8 protein-coding genes are annotated in these 16055 nt (G+C 45.6%); 2 read left to right on the forward strand and 6 right to left on the reverse strand.

The annotated features are described in order from the left end of the window. Positions 1-352 precede the first annotated feature (352 nt). Together ACTNDQ_RS12600 and ACTNDQ_RS12605 are read left to right on the forward strand one after the other, a co-directional pair. Positions 353-4018 (forward strand): YhgE/Pip family protein, encoded by a 3666-nt coding sequence (locus ACTNDQ_RS12600; protein ID WP_441064750.1) that lies wholly within the window; start codon positions 353-355, stop codon positions 4016-4018. 356 nt (positions 4019-4374) lie between these two features. Next, the gene (locus tag ACTNDQ_RS12605; RefSeq protein WP_441064751.1) at positions 4375-7335 is read left to right on the forward strand and encodes an Ig-like domain-containing protein; all 2961 of its coding nucleotides are present in this window, start codon (positions 4375-4377) and stop codon (positions 7333-7335) included. A 133-nt stretch (positions 7336-7468) separates the two neighbouring features. On the opposite strand, the gene ACTNDQ_RS12610 is transcribed toward ACTNDQ_RS12605, so the two are convergent. From ACTNDQ_RS12610 to mnmG, 6 genes are all read right to left on the reverse strand, one after another. Further along, on the reverse strand, positions 7469-9025 hold the full coding sequence (locus ACTNDQ_RS12610; RefSeq protein ID WP_441064752.1) for a DUF4340 domain-containing protein: 1557 nt from the start codon (positions 9023-9025) through the stop codon (positions 7469-7471). Then, on the reverse strand, positions 9025-10554 hold the full coding sequence (locus ACTNDQ_RS12615) for a GldG family protein (protein ID WP_044961237.1): 1530 nt from the start codon (positions 10552-10554) through the stop codon (positions 9025-9027). The genes ACTNDQ_RS12610 and ACTNDQ_RS12615 overlap by 1 nt, the downstream gene beginning before the upstream one ends. Before the next feature lie 13 nt (positions 10555-10567). Next, a complete protein-coding gene (locus ACTNDQ_RS12620) occupies positions 10568-11431 on the reverse strand; it encodes an ABC transporter permease (protein ID WP_022426692.1) in 864 nt (287 codons plus the stop codon). After that, complete coding sequence (locus ACTNDQ_RS12625) at positions 11428-12498, reverse strand: ABC transporter ATP-binding protein (protein WP_118368774.1); 1071 nt, start codon at positions 12496-12498, stop codon at positions 11428-11430. Before ACTNDQ_RS12625 ends, ACTNDQ_RS12620 begins: the two co-directional genes overlap by 4 nt. Before the next feature lie 301 nt (positions 12499-12799). Next, complete coding sequence (gene rsmG, locus ACTNDQ_RS12630; protein ID WP_288788199.1) at positions 12800-13519, reverse strand: 16S rRNA (guanine(527)-N(7))-methyltransferase RsmG; 720 nt, start codon at positions 13517-13519, stop codon at positions 12800-12802. Between the two features lie 45 nt (positions 13520-13564). Continuing rightward, entirely contained in the window at positions 13565-15454 is a 1890-nt protein-coding gene (gene mnmG / locus ACTNDQ_RS12635) for a tRNA uridine-5-carboxymethylaminomethyl(34) synthesis enzyme MnmG (protein WP_015526548.1), read from the reverse strand. Positions 15455-16055: the final 601 nt, after the last annotated feature.

Below are 16055 nucleotides of genomic sequence, written 5' to 3' on the forward strand. Positions count from 1 at the left end.
CATATTTGTGTTGAAACATAGGAATCCTGTCTGCATTTAATATTACCAACTGCACATAAATTCAAAGTAAATAAAGTACTTTTTGTCTATTATGCAGTTTTTTATTTGTAATAGACACTTCCATTATTTCCGTCTATTAATATACATTCAGTAAATATTTAATGGTTGTATCTGTGGTACGTGTTTAGTATAATACATCACGTAAAGAAAATCAACACTTTGTTTGATAATGGAGTATTAAGCTATTAATAGATTTTAATACGATTAATAGATCTCGTCACCATTACTGGAATAAAGTTTGATTAATCAACTATATTTGATAATACAATTTAATAAGAAAGGGATAGGTAATATGATCAAAAACGAATGGAAAAGCTTACTTCGTAACAAGCTCATGCTTATCGTCGTAATCGCCATTATCGTAATCCCGATCATCTATGCAGGTCTGTTTCTGAAATCCATGTGGGATCCTTACGGAAACGTAGACAGCCTGCCAGTGGCCGTGGTAAACGAAGACAAACCTGTCGAGTATAATGGCAAGACCTTAAGCATAGGTAAGGACATGACGGATGAGCTGAAAGACAACGACTCAATGGCATTTAACATTGTAGACAGCAAGACAGCAGAGGACGGTCTGGCCAATGGAACCTATTACATGGTTATCAAAATCCCGGAAAATTTCTCCGCAAACGCAGCCACTGTAATGGACAACGATCCAAAGCAAATGGAGCTATCCTATGAGACAAACCCTGGAACCAACTATATCGCCTCCAAGCTCAGTGAAACAGCAATGCTGAAGCTTCGTGATAACATTGCTTCCAAGGTTACGGAAACCTATACAGAAACCGTTTTTGATTCTATCTCAGAAGCAGGTGACGGAATGCAGGAAGCTGCAGACGGATCCGGAAAGATCGAAGACGGACTGAATACAGCAGCTGATGGTAACAAAACAATTACCAAAAACCTTAAGAAGCTTTCCACCAGTACTCTTACTTTCGTAAGCGGTGCTGACAGTCTCACCGAAGGTCTTAAGACCTACACCGATGGTGTTGCAAAGGTTAACGATGGTGCAAAGAGCCTGGACGATGGTGCAGATCAGCTGAACAGCGGCGTTGCAACTCTCACAGAAAAGGTTCCTGAGCTGACAACCGGTGTGGATACTCTGGATAAAGGTGTTCAGCAGTACACCGCTGGTGTGGATGAGCTTAATAAAAATTCTGATGCACTGAAATCCGGTGCAAGCAGCCTGGAATCCGGTGCAAACCAGCTGAACAGCGGCGTTGCAGCTCTGACAGAAAAGGTTCCTGAGCTGACAACCGGTGTAGATACTCTGGATGAAGGTGTTCAGCAGTACACCGCTGGTGTGGATGAGCTTAATAAAAATTCTGATACACTGAAATCCGGCGCAAGCAGCCTGGAATCCGGTGCAAATGCATTAAGTACAGGTATTGATACTCTTTCCGACGGAGCAACACAGTATGTAGCTGGTGCTGACACTCTTGCAGATGGAACTACCACCTATGTGGCTGGTGCTGGCAAACTCGCAGCCGGTGCCAAAGAGCTTGCAAAACTTGAAGACGGACTCACAACAGTTTCCAATGGTATCTCTCAGCTGAATACCGGTGTTACCAAAGGAACCGATGACTCACAGTCACTGATATCCGGAACACAGCAGCTGGAAAACGGACTGAAAGCCCTGAACGATAAGGTTTCTGCTCTGAAAGAGGGAACAACACAGGAATCCATCAACAAGCTTGCAGCCGGCCTTACTTCCGCAAAGGATGGTATGGACACAGCCGCAGCTGGTATGAACAGTGCTGCAGCTGGTATGAACAATGCCGCAGATGGAATCAACAACGCAGCCGGATATATTACTCAGGCCGCAGGCATCACAAGTCAGACCAGCAGCAGTATCACAGACAGTCTGATCCCTGCTCTCCAGAATGCAGGCACACAGTTCTCACAGGTAGGTGATCAGGTCAGCAACATCCTTACAGGATACGGACAGCAGACAACGGAGGCACTTACTGATGCAAATACCAAGATCGGTACTGCCGGACAGACAATGACCGATTTAGCAGCACAGCTTCAGGCGATTCAGGCAACCGCTTCTGAAGACGGAACCATTTCCGCAGCAGCTCTGAATGATGTGATCAACGCTTTAAACAGCGTAGCCGGTGGAATGACTGGCGTGGACGGTTCTTACATGAGCAGCTATTCTGATCAGGTTTCACAGCTTGCAGCTGGTGTATCCGGTCAGCTCTCTTCTACTCAGGAAAACCTGAATACTGTTGCTTCCAAGCTTAACGAAGCAGCTTCCGGACTGACTCAGATCTCCGGAGGACTGACTCAGGGTGCCGGCACACTTTCTGAGGGTGCAACAACCATGACAGATGGTGCAAACCAGATGAGTGCAGGTGCAACAACCATGAGCGCAGGTGCAGAGCAGTTATCTGCAGCTACAAGTCAGCTTCCTACAGATCTGATCGCTCAGCTTTCTGCAGGTGTTACCCAGCTGTATCAGGGTGCACAGGCTGTAAACACAGGAACCAAGAACGTTTCCGCAGGACTTCAGTCTCTGGAAGACGGCACAGTCGAAGCCTTCCCGGCTGCAGCAGCAGGAATCAAAGCTCTGAACAATGGATTTGACCAACTGACATCTTATGATAAGCAGCTCAACGACGGTGCAAAGAATCTGAAAACAGCCGGCAAACAGATCACTGACGCACTTCCGGATATCAAATCCGGTGCAGGTCAGCTGGCAGATGGTTCTAAGGCACTGACAGATGGAATCACAACTTACACCGATGGTATTGCTAAGCTTTCTGAAAACAGTGCTGCTCTTACAGACGGCACCAAGAAACTGGCAACAGGAGCCAAGGCTCTTTCCAGCGGTGCTGCTACTCTTGCAGATGGAACAAAAGCATTAGCCGATGGTTCCGGAACACTGACAACCGGAATCACAACCTACACCGATGGTGTTGCTAAGCTTTCCGAAAACAGCTCCGCTCTTACAGACGGTACCAAAAAGCTCTCAACAGGAGCCAAGACCCTTTCCAGCGGTGCTACTACTCTTGCAAACGGTACTAAGACATTAGCAAACGGTACCTCAACACTTCTCAGCGGTACCGAGAAGCTTGTAAGCAACAACATCACACTTAACAATGGTGCAAAACAGCTTGCAGATGGCGCTGCCCAGATCCAGAGCGGTTCCTCTCAGCTGTATGATGGCTCCAAGAAGCTTGGAAGCGGTATGAAAGAACTGAAAGACGGTTCCAAGACACTGACCACAAGCCTCAGCGATGGAGCTACCACTGTAAAAGACAATTCAGCAAGTGATGAAACGATCAAAATGTTCGCAACTCCTGTTGTAAACGATGAAACAAAACTTACCGATATCCCGAATAACGGACACGCAATGGCACCTTACATGATGTCTGTAGGCCTCTGGGTCGGCGCACTGGCATTCTGCCTGATGTATCCTCTGGCTCAGTATAAGGGCAAACTGAAATCCGGTTTCGCATGGTGGGCAAGCAAAGCTTCCGTCCTTTATCCGGTAGCGATCCTTCAGGGAATCTGCCTGATCCTGCTATTACGTGCATTTAACGGATTCACACCTGCAGAGATGGGCAAAACCGTACTCTTCGCCTGCCTGACATCAATGACCTTTACCTCTATCATGTACTTCTTCAACATTACTCTTGGTAAAGTAGGAAGCTTCCTGATGCTGGTATTCATGGTCGTTCAGCTTGCAGGATCTGCCGGAACTTATCCGGTTGAGGTTTCACCTTCATTCGTTGCAAAGATCCATGCATACGTTCCGTTTACTTATACGGTCAACGCATTCCGTGCAACGATCAGCGGTGGCCGGAGCATTACCACTTCCATTATTGTAATGGTTGCACTGTTAGTGATCTTCACGATCCTGACGATCCTTCAGTTCAATTACATGACCAAGAGAAAGAAAGCAGAAAAAGTTGTTCTCTTCGACTGGCTGGAAGAAAGAGGTCTTGCATAATACTTAGTTACTGACAGAAGCTCCCCCGAACCTTCTGTTAGATATAGAAAAATTAAAACTGTACAGTTGCTCAGATGAGCTTCTGTACAGTTTTTTTATATTGTCCTCGTCAATTCTCCACGCTATAATTATAGCAGTTACAGAAAATCAAGCGGATAAAAGCATCCTCATTTGGTTAGATCTGATCAGGTAAATCCCTGCACAGTTACGCAAAGCAAGCTGCGACAATTACAGTGACTTACCTGCAACATAAAATCTACACATGCATAAGAGACTTACCTGCAACATAAAAATTCACGCATACATAAGAGACTTACCTGCAACAAAAAATTCACGCATACATAAGAAGGAAATCTATGAAAAAGAGAACAACCCAACTGCTATCCCTTATGATCTCCGCTGCCATGATTGCCAGTACACCGTGCCTGACCTATGCAGCAGATTTCAGTTCAGAAACATTCCTGTCAGATTCAGAAGAATCTTCTGAAGATTTTTCCGAGGAAATCCCATCCACGGATCCTTCCTCTTCCGAGCAGTCTCCGGCGACAGCGGATGCCGATTCCACATCAGAAAGCACATCCATTCCTGATGATGCCAGCAGCTCCGATGAAATTACACTCTCTGACAACGATGTGAACTCTGAATCCATTCTTTCTGAAGATGCAGAAGAGCTTTCAGAAAGCCCTTCTGAAGATTTTTCCGAGAGCACAGATGAGGATGAAGAACTTTTTATGGACGATCAGGATCCTGATTTTTCTGACGGAAATTCAGACGGGCAGGAACTTGGTGGTGCTGTCGATAGCAACGAATACCACACTCTTTCCGCATCTGCAAACAACATCAGCGATAACCGCTATGCACAGAATTACATCAATTACAGCAATGTTATCTGCTCCAATCTGATGGCCGATGGAAATGGATATATCCGTGTAGAGGCTGACGATTCCAGTCTCCTGATCCAGCAATTCAATCCTTCCTTTCAGCTGTCTTCCACCCGAAGCATCACCAATGAGCTTCCTCTTTTCGGTGGCTTTTACGCCGGAGCCAATAATTACTACGTTGTTTTTGGACAGACAAATCCTGATGAAAATGACAATACCGAAGTTTTTCGTCTTGTAAAATACGATAAATCCTGGAACCGGCTTGGATCTGTTTCTCTCTATGGAGCAAACACATACGTTCCGTTCGACGCAGGAAGCCTCCGGATGTATGAATACAACAACTATCTTTTTATCAGGACCTGCCACACAATGTATGCCTCCTCAGACGGTTTCCACCATCAGGCTAATGTAACCTGGCAGATAGATACTTCTTCCATGAGCACTGTGGATTCTTATTACGGAATCATGAATATCGGCATTGGATACGCCAGTCATTCTTTTAACCAGTTTATCCAGGTGGATGATGCCGGTAATATTGTTGCGCTGGATCATGGTGATGCCTATCCACGCAGCGCCGTTCTGGGAAAATATCGCCAGAAAGCAGGTGCGGACGGTTTTCTGGGCACCTATTATTCCACCAGTGCTCTTTCTTTCCAGGGCGGATGTGGTGTAAATTATACCGGAGCCTCCCTTGGCGGACTGGAATATTCTGATTCCAGTTACCTTGTTGCCGGTAACTCTGTTCCACAGGATTCCGGATGGGCAGATCATCCTGTAAGAAATATTTTTGTTTCAACAACACCAAAAACTACTTCTTCCAGCCTTTCCTCATCCCTGAAATGGATCACTTCCTACAGCCAGGACGGTGGAACTACCACTTCAACCCCTCAGCTTGTAAAGCTTGGTTCCAATGCTTTTCTCCTTCTCTGGGGAACAAAAACTGTTGGCACAAGCTGGTATGCAGAGAAAACCAATAAGATCTCTTATGTTTTTCTGGACGGAAACGGCAATATGACTTCTCAGATCTACTCACAGACCGGAATTCTTTCTGACTGTAAGCCTGCTGTTTTCAATGGAAAAGCAACCTGGTATGTTACCGATGGCTCTAAACTTACTTTTTATCAGGTTAACTCCGATGGAAGTTTTTCTTCTGAAATCGGTCACATGAACACCTGGAAACCGGAACTGAATTTCAGCAGGAGTTCCATTACTGCCGGCCTGATCGAAAAAACAGCATCCAATCCACTGACCGCAAAAACAGACGGAATCATCACCTATACTTCCAGTGATCCATCTGTTGCCACCGTTGATCAGAATGGTACTCTTTCCTTCAAAGGTATCGGTACCTGCACCATTACAGCCAATGCCACTTCCGGATCGGATTATGTTGCCGGTTCTGCTTCCTATACCCTTAACGTGATCGATCTCAAGACGCAGTCCATCAATGTAAAAAACTCCTTCAGCTGTACTTACCGCGGAAAAAGTTTTTCACTGAATGCTTCTGCAAAAACTGCTCTCAAATATGCGAATCAGAACAAGGATATCGTTACTGTTTCCGCCTCCGGCGTTGTTACTCCAAAGAAAGCCGGTACTGCCCGGATCGTGATCACAGCAGCCCGCACTGATTCCTACATCGGTGCCAGCAAAACAGTCACTGTAACCGTAAATCCAAAGAGCATCCAAAACTGCCGGCTGTTCTTCACAAAGCTGGGAAGCGTTGACTTCGATTTCTCTGAAGCAGAAAAAAATCTCGCAGTTGCAGATGGCGAAAGGATCCTGAAAAAAAATACCGATTACTCCATTGGAAGCGGCTACATGAGCGGCAATAGCTACGGACTGTATGTTTCCTTTTACATCATAGGCAATGGAAATTATACAGGTTCCTTAAATTTATCTGCATCCACAATTTCCACCAGAAGTGCTCTCCTGTCAGCGGCTTCCACTTCAAAGGGAATCAAACTGACCTGGGAAACCGAAGGCGGCCTGGGCTATTATATCTACCGCAAAGCCGGCAACGGAAAATATTCCATGGTAAAAAAGATTACCAAAGCATCCACCGGCAGCTGGGTGGACACTGATAGTGCAAAAAATCCCGGTTTTTATACTTATGCTATCAAAGCATACACAAAAAATGGAAACAAAACTCTCTGCGCCCAGCTTTCCAACACAAAAACCGCCGGTTCTGTACCATTGATCCTTTCCGCTTCCCGAAAAGGAAAAATCGTCCGCCTCACTTATAAAAGATCAGCAGGCACCAGTGGCTACACCATTTACCGTCTTCAGGGTAAAACCTGGAAAGCTATCGGCAATACAAAAAATACAACCTACACCGATAAAAAGCCAGGCACCGCAACCAAATACCGTATCCGTGCATACCACATCACAAACGGTAAAAAAATATACGGACCTTATTCATCTGTAAGGACCGTAAAATAACAGCAACATAAAAACACCCCGGAAAATCCTGATCTGTGTGGTGTCTCCGAATATCTGATCATCAAGCGGATATTCGGAGGTCACCTTATTATTTGCGGATCTCCGAGGTGTTTTTATTTATTTTCTTAATATTTTATTTTTCCTTCTCAGCTGTTGGTGTTGCTGTGGCTTCTGTCTCTGTTTCACCGTTTACCATGGTTTCATATGCATTGAACATTTCTTTTACTGTCATTTTGTTTACAAGAAATACCTTGTCTCCAACGACAGCTACATAATAGTTTGTGTCATATGTGTAGAAGGTAACGGTTGTCTGGTTCTTGTCAGAGTCTGTGAATACAGCGGTCATCTCCGGGTCTGCAGCCGGTGTATAAGCCTCTGTCAGTCTCTTCTGTCCTGCCATGTTTATCAGCTTGTTGTAGAAGGTGGTAAAGGTTGTACTCTCTATTTCCTTACCATTCAGCTGATAGGTTGTTGTTTCTTTCTCATTTCCGTCATCATCTTTGGATGTTTCACGTGAAACATTTACAGTACTTGTTGTTTCACCGTAAGTAACCTGGAGCTGATCCAGATTTTTTACAGACAGATAATTGACGATCAGTGACCAGAGATCTGACGGCGTCTTGTCAATAACTGCACTCAGTGTATCCGTTGACATTGTATAGATCTGTTTGTTATCTACCGTTACATATCTGCTGCCATCTCCTGCCTCATCACCAACGTAAATGACAAGATGTTTATCCACTGTGGTTGTCTTGCTGTCTGCATCTTCTGAGCTGCTGTCCGTGTCAGTAGTGTCACTGCTCTCAGAATCGCTCTCAGAGGCCGTAGAATCGTTTTCTCCGGATTCTGTACTGTCTGTGCTGTCATTCTTCACCTCTTCCTGATAATCCACTGTAATCGTCGCATAGGGCTTATCAAGGCCATACTTGGAAAGATCCTCTGCATTGTAGTTTACAAACTGGTCAAATGCAAAGCTTCCAAGTCCGGAGGTTACGTTTCCTGCTGCCGTTGTATCGGCAGACTCTTTATCGCTGCTTCCGTCACCGGAAACATTCCAGGTAGCTCCGTCGGAATTTTCTTCTAGGACATAGGAATCTTTATCCTCGCTGACCTGGACCTTTTTCACTGTGGAAGAATCAATTGTTGGGAAATCTTCTCCCTGTGCATAATCGTAAAGGGAATTCATAAACGGAGACACTGTGTCCGCTGCCACTACATATACCGTGCTGTCATCATCATCCCTGGAAATGTAATACTGATTCGTAGACGTATTCTCATCTCCGATGTTGAGCTTCGTTGTCCCATCAGCGGTATCAACGGTTACTGTGTTAGATGGAGAATCCAGTCCGTATTCCGTAAGATCCTCCACATCCTCCAGGACTCTGTCCGCTTCCACCTTTTCGATGGCGGAAGCTGCGGAATCCAGAGTTGTCTGATTTACAGGAAAAGCAGTCTCATCCTTTTTCACCCAGGAATCATCTTTTTTCTCAAAGGTCACTTCCTTCTTGTCTACGATAAATTCCAGGGATTTAATGTCATCCGTTTTCACGGAAAACACTTCTGTTTTGCTTTCCTCTTCGCTGCTCTCTGTCTTTTCTTCTTTGGATACGTAGGTGTTCAGTCCCACATAAACGCCGCCGAGAACTGCCAGAACAACAACTGCTGAAACAAGTTTGGTCGATTTTTTCATTATGCTTTTCTCCTCTTAAGCCAGATCAGGAATCCTGCAACAAGGAACACTCCCGGGATCAGACCAATGGTACAGATCTTCCAGAAGGCTGCATCATAATCGGTTACTGTCAGGCTTGTGGACTCAAGGCTCTTGGATGGAATAGAAACGGAATTACTGTCGTCTGTGCTGGTCATCCAGTTTAAGGACTCCAGAAGGAGCTTTTCATTTCCGCCGGATACCATCTGGTTTATCTGGCTCTCCATCAGATTTGCTGTGGAGTAGTAAACGATCTGTGTTTCCTTATCATCATCCAGTTTCTCAGTGATAGCAACACCAAGATCAAACGGTCCGTCTACATCTCCGTCTTCCTTTTCGATATTGCTGCTCTGCATATTTGTTTTGGAGTAAGCCTTGTCAGAGGTTGTCAGGATACTGTCGATGGTTACGGTATCTCTTACATCATCTGTTTTCTGAATGCCCTGCGCATACGGTGCCAGTACATAGGAGCCTGCAGAAGCTGTCTCAGAGCTTGCATCTGTGCTGTTGACTGTTGGTACAAGATAATATGGCATCTGCATTCCATAATGCTGATTATCACCCTCAAATACGATTCCCTCTGCACACTTTACACCATAGTTTTCAAGAACCGCATCAAAGTTCGGCAGATCATCCTGTGTATAATCCGAGAAGATCATAGCTTTTCCGCCTGCCTCCAGATAATCCAGGAGTTCTGTTTTTTCTTCCTCGGAAATATCGCTGGTCGGAGATACGATCATCAGACAGTCTGCATCATCCGGAACCTTTCCCTCTGTGAGAAGGTTCAGCTCCTTGATATCAATGTTTGCTTTCTGGATATCTTCTTTAAAGCTGGAATCCAGATCTTTTTCTCCGTGTCCGGATAAGGTGTACATGATCGGAAGATCCTCGGATGTCACATAGCCGATCGCACTTGTGATCTGTCCTTCTCCATCAAATCCGGTAGTAGTCTGCTGCCAGGTATTATAGTCTACTGAAGAGGAATACATATCGTTGTAATTGATAACCTTGTTTCTGTCGCCGCAGACTACGATCAGGCTGTTTGACGCAAGATCATCGGTTGTATATTCCGATGCAAATTTCGGATTTACAACAGGGTCTTTCACCTCAACTTTAATATGCTTGGACTCATCTTTATAACGTGAAAGCAGATTGGAGATCGTGTCGTCCTCAGAACCGCTTGCCGCGATCTGATAAATGGTAACATCCTTATCCAGTGCCTTCAGTACCTTCTTTGTTTCATCACCGATGGTGTAAAGCTTGGATGAGCTTACATCCAGCTGTGAATATTTGGATGGGATCGCCCCGACGATCATATTGATCACAACCACGATCACGATAAAGACAGCTGCCATAGCCATGCTGTAGGAACCATTTTTGATATGTTTTTTGCTGATGGTGCCTACCAGCTTTTTCGGATCCGGTTTATGTTTCTTTTTGCCGGAGTCCTGTGCTGTCTCCGGTACGGCTGCCTCGCCTTTATTTTTCTTAAATTTCTCACTGAATTTCATTTCCCTTCACCCCCTAGTTCCAGCGTCTCTTCTGAATGGACTGCATGGTAAGGAACAGGCAGATCGCAATAACAGAAATAAAATAAACGATTCCTGTCACGTCAAACACGCCGTTTGTAAAATTATCATAATGTCCGCTCAGGTTAAATACGTTCAGTACCTTCTGGATACCACCCTGGAAAATACTGGATTTTACAACGTATACGATCACAAGGGCAATCTCTCCCACAGCTCCGATCACTACAGAGATCAGGACATTTTTGATCATAGTATAAATGATGATCGCGATCGCCACGATCAGAAGTCCGAATGCCACTGCGGTTGACATGGAGGTCTGTGAAAAGAATGAGGAAATTCCGTTCATCATATAGAAGGCGAACAGGAATACAAAAGTAAGTACTGCTGCAATTACCTGGCTTTCTGTAAGCGCTGACATAAATACACCGATCGCCAGATTCGCGCATCCCAGAAGGAAAAATCCCAGGATCCCGGTGTATGCGGAAGCATAGGAAATCGTTCCGAACTTACTCATGATCAGCGGATAAACGCACATGATCACGACCGGAATGGCAAATACAGCTACCAGTGCAAGATATTTTCCAAATACGATATCCCATACAGATACCGGTGCGGTCAGAAGAAGCTGATCCGTTTTCTGCTTGCGCTCTTCTGCAAGTACACGCATGGAAAGGATCGGCACACCGATCAGGAACACAAAGGTCAGTGCGCTTAAGGTAGTTTCAAATTTTGAATAGCCGCCTGAAAGCTGATATGCGGAAAAATAAATTCCGGTCAGCACCAGGACAAAAAATATGAAGAGATATCCAACCATGGAGGTCAGATAGCTTTTCAGTTCTCTTTTAAAAATCGCTGTCATGACTGATCCCCCTCTTTCTCATCAGAAGCCTTCTCTGGTTCCCCGTTTTTTTCTTCCTGAGTTTTTTCTTCTTCCGATGATCTGTCTTCTACCGGTTTCCACTGTGAGCTTTCCGGTTTTCCGGCGGATTTTTTCTCTCCTTCGGTAAGCTCAAGGAATACATCCTCAAGGGAAACTCTCTTAACCTGCATCTCGTAGATTGGACAGTTCGCTTTTGCCATAGCGTAGAAGACTTTTTCACGGATATCCACATTTTCCTGAATGGAAAGTTTTGTTTTCCACAATTTCTCATCGCTGTCATAGGACATTTCCACCCCGGTTACGCCTTCGATCGTTTCCAGAGCTTTTCGAATCGTGTCTTTCTCGCCTTTTATCTTCATAAGGAGGCTGTTGGAGCCTGCTGCCAGACGTTCCAGATTATCCGGTGTATCGCTGGCTACCAGCTTTCCATGGGAAATGATCAGAACATAATCACACACTGCTCTTACCTCGGAAAGGATATGGGAGCTTAGGATAACCGTGTGCTTCTGCTTCAGGCCTTTGATCAGGTCACGGATCTCGATGATCTGCTTCGGGTCAAGTCCTACTGTCGGCTCATCCAGGATGATCACTTCAGGATATCCCAGGATCGCCTGTGCAAGACCCACTCTCTGGCGATAACCTTTGGAAAGGTTTTTGATCAGACGGTCTTTCATGTCTGTGATCTTTACCATATCCATGACTTCTTTTATCTGCTTGTCTTTTTGGTTTCTTGGGATTTTTTTCAGATCAGCCGCAAATTTCATGTACTCAAGAACAGTCATGTCAAAATAGAGCGGCGGCATTTCCGGCAGATAGCCGATACATTTCTTGGCTGCCTCCGGTTCCTCCAGAATATCATGACCATCGATCATCACTTTTCCTTCTGTGGAAGCAATGTATCCTGTGATCATGTTCATAGTTGTTGATTTTCCTGCACCGTTGGGGCCCAGGAATCCGTAAATTTTCCCCTTTTCGATCTGAAAGGAAAGATGGTCAACTGCAGTATGATCGCCATACTTTTTGACCAGATTACTTACTTCGATCACTTTACTCTCCTCCTTTTATTCTCAGGGAAATACTTTTTTTATTATCGATTTCCCATTTTATAAGATGCCAGAGGCAAAAGGTCCTGAAACTGAAGCCCTTGACTCTGGCGTCTTTTCAATACCAATAGAAAATGCCCCTGGATGAAACAGAGAATGGGGGAATCCAGGGGCATCTCTATCGGATTATAGTGTAAAAGTAATTTGTGATAAAAGTAGGATAAATTTGTGATAATTTTGTGAAACTCCCGGACAAAAAAATCTCCTGTCGGACAGATTTTGACTTTGTTCGACAGGAGGTATCTTATGCCAGTGGCTCTCTGAGCGGTGTTCCGGCTTTTCTCGGATATTTGCCCGGGGTATTCTTTACCTTCTCGATAATGACCAGGGAGCGGCCGATCTCGGAGCCCGGAAGGTCAAAGTACTGAATATCCCTGATCTTTCCACCAAGGATCTTTACTGCTTTCTCTGCTGCTTCTGCTTCTTCCTTTACAGAACCGGATTTATAGGAGACAAAAAGCCCTCCGACTTTTACATACGGGAGACAGTATTCAGACAGGGTTGCAAGTCCGGATACTGCTCTGGATACGCAGAGATCATATTTTTCTCTGTAGGCTTTGTTTTTTGCATATTCTTCAGCTCTTCCGTGAATGGCGGAAATCCCCTCCAGGCTCAGGAGCGCAAAGGTTTCTTCCAGGAATTTTACTCTTTTATTGAGGGAGTCCAGAAGGCAGGCTTCCACCTCCGGGAAGGCAATCTTCAGGGGAACACCCGGGAATCCGGCGCCGGTTCCGATGTCCATAACGGTTTTTATCTTACCCATATCTACAGCCTTGACGCAGCAGAGGCTGTCCAGGAAATGTTTCACGAGAACCTCGTCAAATTCTGTGATACCGGTGAGGTTCATGACTTTGTTTTTTTCTACAAGATATTCGTAGAATCGAATAAACTGGTTTTTCTGCGTGTCACTGAGTGTGATCCCAAGCTCCTCGCAGCCTTTTTCCAGGATTTCTAAATTGTACATGCAGCTTCCTCTCTTATTTTCTGTGTTTTATTGTTATTCGTTGTATTATCCGTGTTTATGTCCGGATCTGCTTTCCAGATATACAAGAAGCACGGAAATGTCAGCCGGGGATACACCGGAGATACGGGACGCCTGGCCGATGGACACCGGTCTGTAGGCTTCCAGCTTCTGACGTGCCTCAATGCGGAGGCTTCCTACATCTTCGTAATCAATGTCTTCCGGAAGCTTTTTCTGCTCCAGTTTCTTAAACTGCTCTACCTGCTTCATCTGGCGGCGGATGTAGCCATCATATTTGATGTTGATCTCTACCTGCTCACATACATCTTCCGGAAGCTCCGGTCTTTCTTTATCGATGGGTGCAAGCACCTTATAGTTAAGCTCCGGCCGACGGATCAGCTCTGCAATGGTGGTTCCGGATTTCAGAAGGGTACTGTTCAGAGATTCCAGAAGGCTCTGTACCTCTGCAGAACCACCTACGGTTGCATGTTCCACTCTCTCGATCTCTTCCTGGATCCGGCGCTCTTTTTCCTGTAATTTATGGTATGTCTCATCATCAATCAGGCCGACCTCCCAGCCTTTTTTGCGAAGACGAAGATCTGCGTTGTCCTGGCGGAGGAGCAGACGGTACTCAGCACGGCTTGTCATCATTCGGTACGGCTCATGGTTCTCCTTTGTTACCAGATCATCGATGAGAACGCCAATATATGCCTCTGAGCGGTCCAAAATAAGCTGTTCCCGACCTTTTACCTCCATAGCTGCATTAATTCCCGCTATGAGGCCCTGAGCGGCTGCTTCCTCATATCCGGAGCTTCCGTTAAACTGTCCGCCGCTGAAAAGGCCCTTGATCTTTTTGAATTCCAGTGTGGGATAGAGCTGGCGCGGATTGATGCAGTCATACTCAATAGCGTAAGCATTTTTTACAATCCTGGCGTTCTCCAGACCCGGTACGGAATGGTACATCTCGTACTGAACATCCTCCGGCAGGGAGCTGGACATTCCGCCGATGTACATTTCATTTGTGTAAAGACCTTCCGGTTCGATAAATACCTGATGGCGTTTTTTGTCTGCAAAACGAACTACTTTATCCTCAATGGACGGACAGTAACGTGGTCCGGTTCCTTCGATCATTCCGGAATAAAGGGGGGATCTGTCCAGATTTGCACGGATGATCTCGTGTGTTTTTTCGTTTGTATAGGTCAGCCAGCAGGATTTCTGCTCGATCTGTACAGATTCCGGGTCTGTGGAAAAAGAGAACGGTACGACTCTTTCATCTCCGAACTGCTCTTCCATCTTAGAATAATCAATGGTGTTTCCGGCGATTCTGGCCGGAGTTCCTGTTTTGAAGCGGAACATTTCGATCCCCAGCTTTTTCAGGGAATCCGTAAGGTAATTGGCTGCCTGAAGGCCGTTCGGTCCTGTATAGTTGCTGACGTCGCCGTAAATGCAGCGGGCCTTGAGGTAGGTTCCTGTACAGAGGACTACAGCTTTTGCGTGGTAGGTGGCTCCTGAGAAGGTTTTTACACCGGTGATGTGCCCGTCTTCTACCAGAAGCTCGGTCACTTCACCCTGGCGGATGGTTAAGTTCTCTGTATTTTCCAGTGTCTTTCTCATTTCTGTGCTGTAGGCCTGTTTATCGGCCTGTGCACGAAGGGAATGGACTGCAGGGCCTTTGGACTGGTTGAGCATTTTGGACTGGATGAAGGTTTTGTCTATGTTTTTACCCATTTCCCCACCGAGAGCATCCAGCTCACGGACGAGATGGCCTTTGGAGCTGCCGCCTACGTTAGGGTTGCAGGGCATAAGGGCGATGCTGTCTACGCTGACTGTGAACATGACTGTGTTGAGCCCTAAGCGGGCGCATGCCAGTGATGCTTCGCAGCCTGCGTGACCGGCGCCTACTACTATGATGTCGAAAAACTGTTCCAGATTTTTCATGCTTTTTCTCCTTTATTTTTTCTCTTATTTTTTTTCTTTATTTTTCTTTCTTTTTCTTTGTTTATTGTGTGGTTGGTTTTTGGTTTTATTTTTACTTTCTTGGCAGAGGGCCTGGTTTTTTTGCTTTGGGAAGCTGTGGAAAACCGCAAAGGGGCCGTAAAGCCACGGCCCCTCTGCACACCCCTCGGGCTTTTTTTTAGGAGTTCTTGGGTTGTGGTGTGTGATACGGTGCTGACTTTTGTCTGTATGCTTCGGTGTTGGATGCGGAACGTTGTGCCGAGGGGGTTGCAGTGGAACTGTAATGAGGTTCTCGACGTGCGATGCACGTCTGCGGAATTCTGCAGTCCATGTGGCGTACAGCAGGGAGCCGCAATCTATGCGGCATATGCGACCGAAGTTCCACAACCCATGCGGCATATATAGCCGGGATTCCGCAATCTATGCGGTATATACGGCGGGGTCTCCGCAATCTATATTATGCAACAATATATCCTACAGAAATATACAAAATTCCGTTTGATACATTTCGGCTCAGTGTCGAATTGCCGATACAGAAGCATACAGACACAAGTTAGTTTCTTTCAGCATTCCACAATCGCTG

The organism is Blautia massiliensis (ex Liu et al. 2021) (genome assembly GCF_052064225.1).
GTDB lineage: Bacteria > Bacillota > Clostridia > Lachnospirales > Lachnospiraceae > Blautia_A > Blautia_A fusiformis.

Excerpts from the sequence above, each read along its gene's own strand:
- ACTNDQ_RS12600 (WP_441064750.1), top strand. The coding sequence starts at position 353 with ATGATCAAAAACGAATGGAAAAGCTTACTTCGTAACAAGCTCATGCTT.
- ACTNDQ_RS12605 (WP_441064751.1), top strand. The coding sequence starts at position 4,375 with ATGAAAAAGAGAACAACCCAACTGCTATCCCTTATGATCTCCGCTGCC.
- ACTNDQ_RS12610 (WP_441064752.1), bottom strand. The coding sequence starts at position 9,025 with ATGAAAAAATCGACCAAACTTGTTTCAGCAGTTGTTGTTCTGGCAGTT.
- ACTNDQ_RS12615 (WP_044961237.1), bottom strand. The coding sequence starts at position 10,554 with ATGAAATTCAGTGAGAAATTTAAGAAAAATAAAGGCGAGGCAGCCGTA.
- ACTNDQ_RS12620 (WP_022426692.1), bottom strand. The coding sequence starts at position 11,431 with ATGACAGCGATTTTTAAAAGAGAACTGAAAAGCTATCTGACCTCCATG.
- rsmG (WP_288788199.1), bottom strand. The coding sequence starts at position 13,519 with ATGTACAATTTAGAAATCCTGGAAAAAGGCTGCGAGGAGCTTGGGATC.
- mnmG (WP_015526548.1), bottom strand. The coding sequence starts at position 15,454 with ATGAAAAATCTGGAACAGTTTTTCGACATCATAGTAGTAGGCGCCGGT.